16 protein-coding genes are annotated in these 12321 nt (G+C 71.0%); 5 read left to right on the forward strand and 11 right to left on the reverse strand.

Annotation, left to right across the window (positions count from 1 at the left end; genetic code table 11):
• Window positions 1–10 precede the first annotated feature (10 nt).
• Window positions 11–1510 carry a YncE family protein gene (locus ACYVC6_RS14855; RefSeq protein WP_460715158.1) on the forward strand — a complete coding sequence of 500 codons (1500 nt, stop codon included), beginning with the start codon at window positions 11–13 and terminating at the stop codon, window positions 1508–1510.
• A gap of 128 nt (window positions 1511–1638) precedes the next feature.
• On the opposite strand, the gene ACYVC6_RS14860 is transcribed toward ACYVC6_RS14855, so the two are convergent.
• From ACYVC6_RS14860 to ACYVC6_RS14880, 5 genes are all read right to left on the reverse strand, one after another.
• Complete coding sequence (locus ACYVC6_RS14860) at window positions 1639–1713, reverse strand: 50S ribosomal protein bL37 (RefSeq protein ID WP_414690017.1); 75 nt, start codon at window positions 1711–1713, stop codon at window positions 1639–1641.
• Between the two features lie 73 nt (window positions 1714–1786).
• Window positions 1787–2176: a thioesterase family protein gene (locus ACYVC6_RS14865; protein WP_460715159.1), complete on the reverse strand. Its 390-nt coding sequence runs from the start codon at window positions 2174–2176 to the stop codon at window positions 1787–1789.
• Complete coding sequence (locus ACYVC6_RS14870; RefSeq protein WP_460715160.1) at window positions 2173–2667, reverse strand: GNAT family N-acetyltransferase; 495 nt, start codon at window positions 2665–2667, stop codon at window positions 2173–2175. The genes ACYVC6_RS14865 and ACYVC6_RS14870 overlap by 4 nt, the downstream gene beginning before the upstream one ends.
• A gap of 11 nt (window positions 2668–2678) precedes the next feature.
• Entirely contained in the window at window positions 2679–4343 is a 1665-nt protein-coding gene (locus tag ACYVC6_RS14875; protein WP_460715161.1) for an acetolactate synthase, read from the reverse strand.
• A gap of 4 nt (window positions 4344–4347) precedes the next feature.
• On the reverse strand, window positions 4348–5199 hold the full coding sequence (locus ACYVC6_RS14880) for a DUF2785 domain-containing protein (RefSeq protein WP_460715163.1): 852 nt from the start codon (window positions 5197–5199) through the stop codon (window positions 4348–4350).
• Window positions 5200–5278: 79 nt separating this feature from the next.
• Here ACYVC6_RS14880 and ACYVC6_RS14885 point away from each other — a divergent pair, with 79 nt between their 5' ends.
• On the forward strand, window positions 5279–6745 hold the full coding sequence (locus ACYVC6_RS14885) for a sensor histidine kinase (RefSeq protein WP_460715165.1): 1467 nt from the start codon (window positions 5279–5281) through the stop codon (window positions 6743–6745).
• Window positions 6746–6857: 112 nt separating this feature from the next.
• Here ACYVC6_RS14885 and ACYVC6_RS14890 read toward each other — a convergent pair whose 3' ends face one another.
• Window positions 6858–7109: a WhiB family transcriptional regulator gene (locus tag ACYVC6_RS14890; protein WP_027863177.1), complete on the reverse strand. Its 252-nt coding sequence runs from the start codon at window positions 7107–7109 to the stop codon at window positions 6858–6860.
• Between the two features lie 209 nt (window positions 7110–7318).
• Between ACYVC6_RS14890 and ACYVC6_RS14895 the strand changes: the two genes are divergently transcribed.
• Complete coding sequence (locus ACYVC6_RS14895; RefSeq protein ID WP_460715166.1) at window positions 7319–7714, forward strand: hypothetical protein; 396 nt, start codon at window positions 7319–7321, stop codon at window positions 7712–7714.
• Window positions 7715–7716: 2 nt separating this feature from the next.
• On the opposite strand, the gene ACYVC6_RS14900 is transcribed toward ACYVC6_RS14895, so the two are convergent.
• From ACYVC6_RS14900 to sodN, 5 genes are all read right to left on the reverse strand, one after another.
• The gene (locus ACYVC6_RS14900; protein ID WP_460715167.1) at window positions 7717–8535 is read right to left on the reverse strand and encodes an RNA polymerase sigma factor SigF; all 819 of its coding nucleotides are present in this window, start codon (window positions 8533–8535) and stop codon (window positions 7717–7719) included.
• Between the two features lies 1 nt (window position 8536).
• Window positions 8537–8947 (reverse strand): ATP-binding protein, encoded by a 411-nt coding sequence (locus tag ACYVC6_RS14905; RefSeq protein ID WP_460715168.1) that lies wholly within the window; start codon window positions 8945–8947, stop codon window positions 8537–8539.
• 45 nt (window positions 8948–8992) lie between these two features.
• Window positions 8993–9229, reverse strand: coding sequence for a hypothetical protein (locus ACYVC6_RS14910; protein WP_460715169.1), 237 nt, complete (start codon window positions 9227–9229; stop codon window positions 8993–8995).
• 112 nt (window positions 9230–9341) lie between these two features.
• Entirely contained in the window at window positions 9342–10130 is a 789-nt protein-coding gene (locus ACYVC6_RS14915; protein ID WP_460715170.1) for a sigma-70 family RNA polymerase sigma factor, read from the reverse strand.
• 132 nt (window positions 10131–10262) lie between these two features.
• Complete coding sequence (gene sodN, locus ACYVC6_RS14920; RefSeq protein WP_460715171.1) at window positions 10263–10664, reverse strand: superoxide dismutase, Ni; 402 nt, start codon at window positions 10662–10664, stop codon at window positions 10263–10265.
• Window positions 10665–10803: 139 nt separating this feature from the next.
• Here sodN and ACYVC6_RS14925 point away from each other — a divergent pair, with 139 nt between their 5' ends.
• Window positions 10804–11121, forward strand: a complete 318-nt coding sequence (locus tag ACYVC6_RS14925) for a S24/S26 family peptidase (RefSeq protein ID WP_460715172.1) — start codon at window positions 10804–10806, stop codon at window positions 11119–11121.
• Between the two features lie 55 nt (window positions 11122–11176).
• Entirely contained in the window at window positions 11177–12292 is a 1116-nt protein-coding gene (locus tag ACYVC6_RS14930; RefSeq protein ID WP_460715345.1) for an NAD(P)-dependent malic enzyme, read from the forward strand.
• Window positions 12293–12321: the final 29 nt, after the last annotated feature.

The raw sequence follows: 12321 nt of genomic DNA on the forward strand, positions 1-12321 counted from the left end.
CATTCGCGCCATGCGTCGTACGGGGATCTTCGCGGCGGCTGCGGCCGCCACCGCATTGACCATGGCGGTCGGGACGGCCGCCGTGCTGCTGCCGAGCGCCGGCCAGGCGGCCGCGCCCGGCGTCAAGAAGCCGCCCCGTGAGGTCATGTTCGTCGGCAACAACTGGGACGGCACCGCGACCGTGATCGACGTGCGCACGCGCAGGGCGATCAAGCGCCTCAACATCATTCCGGACCGCCGCGAGGAGCTGCTCGAGATCTACGCCGCGCCGGACCGGCTCGCCTTCTACCTGGCGATCCAGCAGGTCGTCGGCGAGGGGCACGACCAGTACGTCGACGACATGTTCACCACCCGCGACGGCAACCTGGTCGCGGCCTCGAGGCCGAGCTTCTCCGACGTCGTGTGGATCGACCTGGCGACCGGCAAGGTGGTGGCCGAGCAGCAGATGAACGGCTACCGCACCGACCACATGAACGTCTCGCCCGACGGCAGCCGGCTGCTCGTCTCGGACTCCACCGACCGCACGGTGCACGAATACGCCATGGGCGGCCTGGGAGACCCGACCACCGGCCGGCTGCTGCGCACCTTCGAGTCCGGTGACACACCGCACGAGAGCAACTACAGCAAGAACGGCAAACGCATCTTCCACGCGAGCATCGGCCGGGTCTACACCCCGATCGACTACCCCGAGCTCGGCCCGGTGCCGGTCGGTGGCGTGCACGACGCGGTGAAGGCCGACCGGTGGCTGCAGATCGTCGACAACCAGACGTTCAAGGTGCTCCGCCGCTGGGACATGGGCAAGGAGCTGGCGGAGGCAGGCTTCCCCGGCATGAGCTCCGCGGTCCGGCCGATGGCGATCACGCCCGACGAGCGCACGGTCTATCTGCAGGTCTCGTTCTTCCACGGGATCGTGGAGTTCAAGCTGCGGAAGAAGGACCCCACAGGCGGCGGGGACTACACCATGGGCTCGCAGTCCGAACCGGCGACCGGCAAGGTGAAGCGCCTCATCCCGCTGCCGGTCAGCGACGAAGCCGCGGCGCTCACCCGCGAGGAATATGTCCTCGACTCGGCCCACCACGGCATCGCGATCAACGACGCGGGCACCCGGCTCTGCGTCGCCGGGACGATGTCGGACTATGCGGCCGTCGTGTCGCGCAAGACCGGTCGCTACAAGGTGTTCGACGGGGCGGCGAAGTTCCTCGAGAACCGCGAATACTCCAAGCCCTACTGGGCCACGACCAGCAAGGTCGACGGGCATTGCTGGGTCTCGATGGCCGGCAGCGACCTGGTGCTCGTCATCGACTACGGCAAGCGCAAGGTCATCGACGAGATCGCCGTCGGCCACCATCCGCAGCGGGTGCGCGACGGCCTGGTCAGCCGCCGGGTGCTGCGCGCATGGGCCGCGGGGGCCGCGTCCGGGGTCCCGGACCTGTCACCGGTGCCCATCACCGCGGCCCAGCGGGCCGCGGCGGAGGCGTGGATGGCCGCACAGATCGCGGCGATCAGTTGACGTGAGTCCCAGCCTCAGCTTGCGAGGTCTGGACACGGCCGGTTCCGACCTCGTTCCTCGGTCGGACGGCCTGCTCGACCACCATTAACGCTTGAGCTGAGCCGTCCTCGTTCCTCGGACGGGTCAGCTCAAGCGTTGGGGCGCTTGCCGTGGTTGGCGCTCTTCTTCTTGCGCGCGCGGCGCTTGCGACCGGTCTTGCTCATCTGATCCTCCGTGATTTCGGGAACGGTGCAGTCTCGCAGGCTGCGTGCTGAGCGAGAAATCCGGCAGCCCACATCAGCCCTGGAGCCGGCCGAGGAAACGCTCCGCGTCGACGACCACCCGAGTGACCTCGCCGGAGCCGACGACCTTGCCATCGCCGCCCGCGTGCCGGGCCGAGACCGTGAAGCGGTGCAGGCGCCCGTCGGCGTACGTCGTGGACGCGCTCACCTCGACCTGCTGGCCGACGGGGCTGGCGGCGAGGTGCTCGAGCGAGACCCGCGTGCCGACGCTCGTCGAGCCCTCGGGCAGGGCCGGCTCCAGGGCCGCGCAGGTGGCCGCCTCGCACCAGGCGAGCAGTCGCGGAGTGCCGAGCACCGGCAGGCTGCCGGACCCGACGGCGAGGGCCGTGTCGTCCTCGGTCACCGTGAACGTGAGGGTGGCCGAGTGCTGCGGCGAGCCGCTCACGGCGCGAGGTCCAGCAGGTAGGCGACCAGGTCGACGCCGGCGACCGGTGACCAGTCCCGGTCGGGCGCCCGGTTGAAGCCGTGCCGCTCGTAGAGCCGGTGCGCGGCGTGCATGGACGGCAGGGTGGACAGCACGACCCGGGGGGCGCCGACCTCGCGGAACCGGTTGATGCACAGCTCGACGAGCGCACTCCCGACTCCCTGACCCTGCGCCCACGGGGCCACCGCGAGCATCCGGAACTCGCCCTCCTCGCCGCGCCCGATCTCGCGCCACGGGGACCCGTCATGGCAGACGGTCACCGTGCCGAGGACGGTGTCGTCGGTGTCGCTCGTGGTCGCCACCCAGAGCTCGGCCTCGCGGTCGCGCGCCGCGGCGTCGCGGAGCTTCTCGATGTAGCCGGCCTCGGCGGCCTCGTCCAGATCGGCGTACGCCGCGACCGTCACTTCGCCGATGGCGGCGTGGTCACGGGGCTCGGCCCGCCTGATCCGCACGGCGGGCCGGCTCAGACGCCGAACGTCGCGCGCGGGTAGGCGGCGTTGACGTCGGTGATCACGTTGACGAGGTAGGGCACGCCGGCGGCGAAGGCGCGGTCCAGCGCGCTGCCGATCTGGCGCGGGTCGGTGACCGTCTCGCCGGCTCCGCCGAGCGCTTTGACGACCTCGTCGTATGCGGTGCGGGGCGCGAGGTCGGCGATCACGTCGTAGCCGTAGAGCATCCGCATCGGGCCCTTCTCGAGCGCCCACGCGGAGTTGTTGCCCATCACCATGACCACGGGCAGCCCGTGGCGCACCAGGGTGTCGACGTCCATGAGGGAGAAGCCCGCGGCGCCGTCGCCGAGGAGGAGCACCACCTGGGAGCTCGGCCGGGCGAGCCGGGCGGCGATCGCGGCGCCGAGCCCGGCGCCCAGGCAGCCGTAGGGCCCCGGGTCCAACCAGCAGCCGGGCTGCTGGGGCTCGACGTACTTGCCCGCGAAGCTCACGAAGTCGCCACCGTCACCGATCACGACCGCGTCTGGGGCCAGCCGCGGGACCAGCTCGCCGTAGATCCGGGCGGGGTGGACGGGGTCGGCCTCCGCGCCGAGCAGCTCGGCGTCCTTCTCGGCCGCGAGCTTGACGAGGTCGTGGAGCTCGGTGGCCCACGCCGACCAGTCGCGGCGCCGACCCCGCTCCACGGCCGCGAGCAGTCCGTCGAAGACCTTGGTGAGGTCGCCGGCCACGGACGCCGCCAGTGCGGCGTGGCCGGCCACCTGGGTCTCGGCGTCGGCGACGTGCACGACCTTGGCGGGCTGCGCGCCGTCCTTGCCGCCGAACACTCCGTAGCCGAGACGGAAGTCGAGAGGCGTCCCGACCACGATGACCAGGTCGGCCTTGTTGAGCGCGGCGCCGCGAGCCTTGGTGACGAGCAGCGGGTGGCCGCCGGGCACGATGCCGCGCCCCATCCCGTTGGTGAGCGTCGGGACGGCGAGGTCCTCGACGAGCCGCAGCGCGGCCACCTCGGCGCCGTCGGCCCAGACGTCCGTGCCGAGGATCAGCACCGGTCGCTCGGCGTCGGCGAGGAGGGCCGCGATCCGGTCGAGTGCGTCGGTGTCGGGGTCGGCCCCTGCGGAGCGGGTGCCGGTAGGCGCCGGGCCCGAGGAGGCGTTGAAGAACTCGTCCATCGGGATGTCGACGAAGACCGGTCCGCGGTGGGGCGATGCGGCGACGGTGAAGGCCTCGTCCATGCCGCCCAGGACGTCGCCCGCGGTCGGGAGCGTGACCGCCTGCTTGGTGATGCTGGCGAGGATCGGCGGGTGGTCGATCTCCTGGAGGCTGCCACTGCCCCAGCGGTTCTGGGGCGCCCGGCCGCCCACGACGACCATGGGGGAGCCGGCGAACTGGGCCTGGGCGATGGCGCTGACGCCGTTGGTCACGCCCGGACCGGCGGTCAGGACGGCCAGGCCGGGGACCCGGGTGAGCTTGCCCGTGGCCTCCGCGGCGAACGCCGCGGTCTGCTCGTGACGCACGTCGAGCAGCCGCATCGGCGGGTCCGCCTTGACGGCGCCGTCGTACATGGGGAACACATGAGCACCGGACAGCGTGAACATCGTCTCGACGCCGTGCGCGCGGGCCGCCGCGACGGCGAGCTCGCCGCTGTGGCCGCTGAGCTCGTGGGGGTTGTCGTCCGTCATGGGGTCAGCGGCTCCGTTGCTGCAGGTAGTCGGGGTTGGTGGTGCGCAGCGCGTCGACGATCACCAGCAGCAGGTCCGAGCGGACCTCCGGCGGGCGCGGGCCGAGCGCCAGCTGCAGGTAGAGGCCCCGCAGGTAGGCCTCGGCGTTGCCGCCGACGAGATGCGGGTCCCGGTCGTCGTAGGAGCCCCGGGTGGAGGCGCCGGCTACCAGCCGGGCGATCCACGGCTCGATGAGGCGCAGGGGCAGCAGGTTGCGGCGGAGCACTTCCATGGTCGCCGCCGCAAGGCGGTCCGGCTCTCCGTTGGTGAACAGCCGGTCGACGGGCAGCAGCAGCCGGTCGCCGATCACGTCGAGCACCACGGTGAGCTCGTTGGCGCCCACGTGAGGTGAGCGGGCGAGTGTGCCGAGCGCGTCAGCGCCGTGTGCCACCGCGTGCGCCCAGCCCTTGCCGGGCACGAAGCCCCGCAGGTCGCGCTCGCGCAGCAACCAGGTGGCGAGCCGGTCGCCCCACTCGAGGACCTTGCCGCCGGCTACCAGCGGGCGCTCGTTGTCCCGGCCGATGCACTCACCCAGGATCAGTGCGGAGAAGCTGCGCCGGAACACCGAGTCGGTGTCGCGCTCGCCGAGCCCGACACCCAGCCCGGCGGCCATGCCGTCGCCCAGCCCGGCCAGCAGGTCGTCGTAGACACCCCGGGCGACCCAGGTCGCCAGCGTCGGGTAGGCGGTGCCGTCTCGCGCCTCGGGATCGGTGTCTCCGAGCATGGTCGTCAGCTCGGCGGTGAGGTCGTCCAGCGGCCGGTCCGAGGGGACCGCCAGCCCGGAAGCATGGACCTGCTTCCAGTACTGACCCGACATGCGCTCCATCCTGCCAAAGACCGCACGCAGACGGGGCGGCGGGCGGTACCCCATCTCACCCACGAATACGCTGATCGACGTGTCGTCGCTCCAGGAGCTCGCCCAGGCTCACACGGACCTCGACGACGACGACGTCGCCTGGCTCCAGCTCCTGCAGGCCGACTGGCAGATCATCGCCGACCTGAGCTTCGCCGACCTGGTCCTCTGGCTCCCGGACCGCGCCGGCACGGGGTTCTGGGCCGGCGGCCAGATGCGGCCTACGACCGGCCCGACGGCCTACGTCGACGACATCCTGGGCAGCTTCGCGCCGACCGGCCGGCGACCGCTGGTGGACCGGGCCTACGCCGAGGGGCGGCTGGTGCGGGAGGGGGACCCGGAGTGGCGCGACGACGTGCCGGTGCGCAACGAGACCATCCCCGTGCGCCGGGCCGGCCGGGTGATCGCCGTGGTCGGCCGGCACACCAACCTGCTCGGCGTGCGCACTCCGAGTCGCCTGGAGCTGTCCTACCTCCAGACCGCGGCGGACCTGACCCAGATGATCGCCGCCGGATACTTCCCGGCGCCCGGACCACGCAGCGACCACGCCGACTCCCCGCGAGTGGGTGACGGGTTCCTGCGCGTGGACGAGCAGGGCAAGGTCGTCTACGCCAGCCCGAACGCCCTGTCGGCCTACCGCCGGCTGGGGCTGTCCGGTGACCTCACCGGACTGGTGCTCACCGATCTCACCCGTGAGCTCGTGCCGTCACGGCAGAGACCCGACGAGGAGACGCTCAGCGCGGTCCTCGGCGGTCGCGCCCACCGAGACACCGAGCTCGCCACCCCCTCGGTGGCGTTGATCGTGCGATCCATCCCTCTCCGACCGCAGGGTGAGCACATCGGCGCGCTGGTCCTGGTGCGCGACGTCACGGACCTGCGACGCCGCGACCGCGAGCTGGTCACCAAGGACGCGACGATCCGCGAGATCCACCACCGGGTGAAGAACAACCTGCAGACGGTGGCCGCACTGCTGCGGCTGCAGGCCCGCAGGATGGACTCATCGGATGCCAAGTCCGCGTTGGAGGAGGCGGTCCGCCGGGTCGGCTCCATCGCCCTGGTGCACGAGACGCTCAGCCAGACCGTCGAGGAGAACGTCGACTTCGACGAGGTCGCCGACCGGCTCGGTGCCATGGTCACCGACGTCGGCTCCAGCGAGGACGTCGTCGGAGCGCGGGTTCGCCGTGAGGGGTCGTTCGGGGTCATGAGCTCCGAGGCGGCCACCGCGCTGGCCATGGTGCTGACCGAGCTGGTCCAGAACGCCGTGGAGCACGGCCAGCCCGGCCTCACCGAGATCGTCGTCGGCGCTCAGCGGGACGCGCACGTCCTGCGGGTGCGCGTGGACGACGACGGCGCCGGGCTTCCCGCCGGCTTCGACCTGGACGCCTCGAGCAGCCTCGGGCTGACGATCGTGGGGACCCTGGTGGAGTCCGAGCTGGGCGGCCGACTGGTCATGGGGGCCGGTCCTGGTGGTCGCGGGACGCGCGCCGAGATCGACGTCAGGCTGAGCTGACGCCGTTGCTGTTGTTCAGTCCCAGCCTTCGCTGCGGAGTGTCTCGACACGCTCCACGGCCTCGTTCCTCGGCCGTTCCGCTGCTCGACCCCCTCGCTGCGGGTCAGAACCGCTACGCGGTCCTGACCCTTGCTCGGGCATTCCGGCGCTTCAGCGCGCGCCGCTCGTCCTCGCTCAGGCCTCCCCACACGCCGTGGTCCTGGCCGGCCTCGAGGGCCCACGCCAGACACTGCTCGCGCACGTCGCAGCGCCGGCACACCTGCTTGGCCTCCTCGATCTGGAGGATGGCCGGACCGGTGTTGCCGATCGGGAAGAACAGTTCCGGGTCTTCGTCGAGACACGCGGAACGGTGGCGCCAATCCATGGCGGAGAACCTTGCCTTTCGAGGCTTCGTGGGCACGAGTGAAGGCGCGGACAAGCGTTCGGCCCGCCGCGCTACGTCAAGGTTGCCGAGAATCCGGATCCGAAACAAGGGCTGGCGGCGGTTCCGTGCGTCACAGCCTCGATGTCTCCCCGATTCGCCGTCGCCGGTCCAGACCAGTGCTGGTGGTCCGCCATGACAGGCTTTACGCCGTGACGACGCCTGCCGACGACCCGGGCCACCGTCCGCTTCTCCTGAGGTTCGCGGCCGCGCTGACGGTGCTGGAGGGTCTCGTGCTCGTCGTCTACGCCGTGCTCGAGCTCGCCCACCTCGATGGCGACCGGGTGAGCGTGGCTGTCACGACTGCCAGCTTCTTCGGGCTGATGGGCGCCGGGCTCCTGCTCTGCGCCGCCGGACTGTGGCGGTGCCGGTCCTGGGCCCGCAGTCCGGTCGTGGTCGCCCAGCTGATCACTCTGCTCACGGCGTACAGCTTCGTCGGCGGAGAGACGACCTGGGTGGCGGTGGCGCTAGCCGCCGTCTCGGGCGCCGTGCTGGTCTGCGTCCTGCACCCGCAGAGCATCGCGGCGCTGGCCGCGGACGGGGCCTGAGCTCACTCCTCGAGCGAGGTGCGCAGGTGCTCGAGAGTGCGGCTGAGCAGTCGTGACACGTGCATCTGGGAGACACCGATCTCCTCAGCGATCTGCGACTGGGTCATGTTCTTGAAGAAGCGCAGCAACAGGATCTTCTTCTCACGGGGGTCCAGCCGGTCGAGCAGGGGCTTGAGGGACTCCCGGACCTCCACGTGCTCGAGGTTGACGTCGTCGACGCCGATCGAGTCCAGCATCGACCCGGGACCCTCGTCGCTGCCTTCCCCGGCGTCCAGGGAGAGGGTCGAGTAGGCATTGCTCGACTCCAGGCCCTCCAGGATCTCCTCGACCGAGCACCCGATCGCCTCGGCGAGCTCCCGCGGTGTGGGCGACCGGCCCAGTGACTGGGTGAGCTCGGCGCCGACACTGCCGATCTGCATCCGCAGCTCCTGCAGCCGCCGCGGCACGCGGATCGCCCACCCCTTGTCGCGGAAGTGGCGCTTGATCTCGCCGATGATCGTGGGGGTGGCGTAGGTCGAGAACTCCACTCCTCGGTCGGTGTCGAACCGGTCGACCGCCTTGAGCAGCCCGATCGTGCCCACCTGTACGAGGTCCTCCAACGGCTCGCCACGGTTGCGGAACCGGCGCGCGCAGTGCTCCACGAGCGGGAGGTGCAGGTGCACGAGGCCCGCTCGGGCAGCCTCACGCTCGGCCGGGTCGGCCGCGTCGTGGTGGAGTCGCCCGAACAGCGAGGCGCTCTCCTGACGGGTCTGTTCGAGGCGCGTGAGCGTGAGGTCGCCCGCGGCCCCGTCGTCGAGGCCCTCCCGAGGCTCGTCGGACATGTCAGTCCTGGACGTCCCGGGCCCCGGACTGCATGGTCAGCGTGATCTGGTAGCGGCCGTCCGCGACCGACGCTGTGGCGTCTCCCGCGAGGGTGGTGAGGACCTGCCAGGCGAAGCCTTCGGGATCGGGCAGGGTCGCCGTCGACGACTCCACGTCGACCGCGACGGTGAGGCGTCCCGGGTCCAGGTAGAAGCGGCAGGTCATGTCGGTCCCGGTCGCGGCCGGGCGAAGCACCAGCGCGCACGCCTCGCCCACCGCCATCCGCAGGTCCTCGATGTCGTCGAGGGTGAAGTCGAGCCGGGCGGCGAGGCCCGCGCTGGTGGTCCGCAGGACGGACACGTAGGCGCCGTCGGCGGGGAGTCTCAGCTCGACGTCCGCTCGTGCGTCGCCGACGGGACCGGTCGTCGTCATTGGTGGAGGCCCTTCGTGCTGGGGAGTCGCCACGAGGTTAGTGCGTCACACCCTCCACGTCTGGGCGCCGTCGTCAGGCAGCTCCGCCCGTTCGGCGGCGCGCAGCAGTCCCAGCCGCTCGACCCACGTCATCCCGTCCGACCAGGCGCAACGCAGGGACATGTGGCCGTCGGCCTCCTCCACGGTGAGCAGCACGACCGCGCCACAGACCTGTTCATCGGGTCGGACCTCGTGGGTGATGCCGAGTGAGTCAATCAGCTGGCCGAGCCCTTGCCTCTGCAACGCCCACCTCCCGAGTCCCCGCCCGAACGGACGGTCAGGAGGACGGTTCCCCATCGTCGACGGGTCATGCCTGGATGGGCATCAACCTTCGTCGTAGACCAGAACGACGCGATCAGGCCGTGAGCGCCTCGGTCCCGAGCTCATTGCGCAGTGTCTCGAGGATCCGCTTGAGCAGGCGCGAGGCCTGCATCTGGGTGACCCCGAGCGCGTTGCCGATCTCTTGCTGGGTCCGGTCCTCGACGAAGCGCATCCGCAGGATGGTGCGGTCGCGCGGGCTGAGCCGGCGCAGCGCGGGGCTCAGCATCAGCCTCGCCTCCATGGCGTTGCTGTCGGTCTCGTCGTCGGCGAGCCGGTCGATGGCGGCCCGGCCGTCCTCGGAGACCGGAACGTCGAGGGAGACCGGTGTGAAGCAGCCTTCCGCCTGCAGGGCCTCGGCGACGTCGGTCTCGGGCAGGTCGAGCTCCTGGGCGAGCCTGGCGGCCGAGGGTGGGGCTCCGCTCTCCTCGCCGTGCCGGTAGGCGTGGATGACCTTGGACTGGATCTCTTGGACCCGGCGGGGCGGGCGGATGGTCCAGCCATGGTCTCGGAAGTGACGCTTGATCTCCCCGGAGATCGTCGGGACCGCATAGGTCAGGAAGTCGCGCTCCTGGGAGACGTCGAACTTCTGGGCCGCGCGGGTAAGCGCCATGCAGGCGACCTGCTCGAGGTCCTCCACCGGGATGGAGCGGTTGCGGTAGCGATGGGCGATGGCGTGCGCAACGCCGATGTTGAGAACGATGACCTGTTCGAGCAGCTCATCGCGTTGCTTCCCCGTGGCCTGCGCGGCTTCCGTCAGTAGCCGAGCAGTCTCCTGACGCCGCACGATGCGCGACGCAGAGCGGTCCAGTACTGAGACGGTCATGCATAAGAACCTCCCCGGCAGTAAGGGGGTGAAACCGGCGCGGGGCCGATTCCACCCCTCCGGGTGAGATCACTTCGGTGAGGTTTAGCCGTGATCGGGCAGGGAAAGGCGCTCCGATTCACAGCCGGAGGATCACGCCTTCTTGGTCTCCCAGAAGATCTCCGCGATCTCGTCGATCTTGGCCAGCAGCTCGTCGGCCTTGCCGGCATCGAGCTCGCCCTTGGTGCCGGTGGCGCCGGCGAGCTTCGTGGCCTCGTTGAACAGAGTGTGGAGCTGCGGGTACTTCTCGAAGTGCGGAGGCTTGAAGTAGTCGGTCCACAGCACCCAGAGGTGGTGCTTGACCAGCTCGGAGCGCTGCTCCTTGATGAGGATCGCGCGGGTCCGGAAGTCCGGGTCGTCGTTGTCGGCGACCTTCGCGATGATCGCCTTGACCGACTCGGCCTCGATCCGGGCCTGCGCGGGGTCGTAGACGCCGCAGGGCAGGTCGCAGTGAGCCGAGACCTCGATCGTGGGGGCCAGCAGTCGCGCAAGCATGCGATCTCCTCAAGTCGTGGGTGCGTTCGGGGTGCACGGGAGGCGGAGCTCCCAGTGCGTTGGGAGACTACTCCGCGTGCGTGTCGCCGAGGGTCCGGTACCCCCTGCTGGAGCGGGCAGACGCCGGTGGGGTCTCGCCGTGGTGACGGGCGACTCGATGCGTCCCCGGTTGCGTCCCGGCGACCGGCTGCTCGTCGACTACCGCCGACCCCCGCGCGAGGGCGATGTCGTCGTGGCCCGGCTGGCGGACGGGACGGTGGCGGTCAAACGGGCCGTCGAGCGTCGTACGACGCGGGCCGGCGGACCCGGGTGGTGGCTCCTCAGCGACGCCCCCGAGGTCGGCGTCGACTCCCGTCACCGTGGCGTCGTGCCGGTCGAGGATGTCCTCGCCGTGGTCCGGGTCCGGCTCTGGAAGCCGCGCATGCCAGACTCTGCGCGTGCCAGAAGGAGCGTCTGAGGCGGCCCACCCCCTGGCCGGAGACCCGGTCTTCGACCTGCACGTCGGGGGCAAGATGGAGGTTCGCTCGACGGTCTCGCTGAGCGGCCGCGACGACCTGTCGATGGCCTACACCCCCGGCGTGGCCAGGGTCTGCGAGGCGATCGCCGCCGACCCGGCGATGACCCGGCACTACACCTGGGTGCCCAACACGGTGGCCGTGGTGACCGACGGGACCGCCGTCCTCGGGCTGGGCGACATCGGGCCCGCCGCCGCGATGCCGGTCATGGAGGGCAAGGCGGTCCTCTTCAAGCAGTTCGGCGGCGTCGACGGGGTGCCCATCTGCCTGGCGACGACCGATACGGAGGAGATCATCGAGACCGTCGCCCGGCTCGCCCCGAGCTTCGGCGGGATCAACCTCGAGGACATCTCGGCGCCACGCTGCTTCGAGATCGAGGACCGGCTCAAGGCGATGCTCGACATCCCCGTCTTCCACGACGACCAGCACGGCACCGCCGTGGTGGCCCTCGCCGCGCTCACCAATGCTCTGAAGCTGACCGGGCGCAGTCCGGAGACGACCCGGGTCGTGATCTCCGGGGCCGGGGCCGCGGGCGTCGCGGTGGCCAAGATCCTGCTCAACGCCGGCATCAACGACCTCGCGGTCACCGACCGCAAGGGCGTCCTGCACTCTGGCCGCAGCGACCTCACCCCGGTGAAGCGCGCGCTCGCGGAGGTCACCGCCGACAAGACCGGGCGCACCGGCTCGCTGGCCGACGTGCTGGAGGGGGCCGACGTCTACATCGGGCTCTCGGGCGGCACGGTGCCGGAGGAGGACGTCGCCCGGATGGCGCCGGAGGCGATCATCTTCGGCCTGGCCAACCCGATGCCCGAGGTCCACCCCGACGTCGCGCACAAGTACGCGCGGGTCGTCGCCACCGGCCGCTCGGACTTCCCCAACCAGATCAACAACGTCCTCGCATTCCCCGGCATCTTCCGCGGAGCCATCGACGTGCACTCCCGGGCGATCACCGAGGGCATGAAGCTCGCGGCCGCGCAGGCCCTCGCCGAGCTCGTGGGCGACGACCTGGCCGAGGACATGATCGTCCCCTCGCCGTTCGACCCCCGGGTCGGGCCGGCCGTCGCGGCGGCCGTGTCGGAGGCCGCCCGGCGCGAGGGCGTCGCCCGGCTCTAGCCGGTTGACCGACGCTCGATAACTTGGCG

The organism is Nocardioides dilutus, assembly GCF_054779555.1.

What these genes read in the sequence shown, in the direction of transcription:
- ACYVC6_RS14855 (WP_460715158.1), top strand. Translation starts at nt 11, where the DNA reads ATGCGTCGTACGGGGATCTTCGCGGCGGCTGCGGCCGCCACCGCATTG.
- ACYVC6_RS14875 (WP_460715161.1), bottom strand. Translation starts at nt 4,343, where the DNA reads ATGACGGACGACAACCCCCACGAGCTCAGCGGCCACAGCGGCGAGCTC.
- ACYVC6_RS14880 (WP_460715163.1), bottom strand. Translation starts at nt 5,199, where the DNA reads ATGTCGGGTCAGTACTGGAAGCAGGTCCATGCTTCCGGGCTGGCGGTC.
- ACYVC6_RS14890 (WP_027863177.1), bottom strand. Translation starts at nt 7,109, where the DNA reads ATGGATTGGCGCCACCGTTCCGCGTGTCTCGACGAAGACCCGGAACTG.
- ACYVC6_RS14900 (WP_460715167.1), bottom strand. Translation starts at nt 8,535, where the DNA reads ATGTCCGACGAGCCTCGGGAGGGCCTCGACGACGGGGCCGCGGGCGAC.
- ACYVC6_RS14905 (WP_460715168.1), bottom strand. Translation starts at nt 8,947, where the DNA reads ATGACGACGACCGGTCCCGTCGGCGACGCACGAGCGGACGTCGAGCTG.
- ACYVC6_RS14915 (WP_460715170.1), bottom strand. Translation starts at nt 10,130, where the DNA reads ATGACCGTCTCAGTACTGGACCGCTCTGCGTCGCGCATCGTGCGGCGT.
- sodN (WP_460715171.1), bottom strand. Translation starts at nt 10,664, where the DNA reads ATGCTTGCGCGACTGCTGGCCCCCACGATCGAGGTCTCGGCTCACTGC.
- ACYVC6_RS14930 (WP_460715345.1), top strand. Translation starts at nt 11,177, where the DNA reads ATGGAGGTTCGCTCGACGGTCTCGCTGAGCGGCCGCGACGACCTGTCG.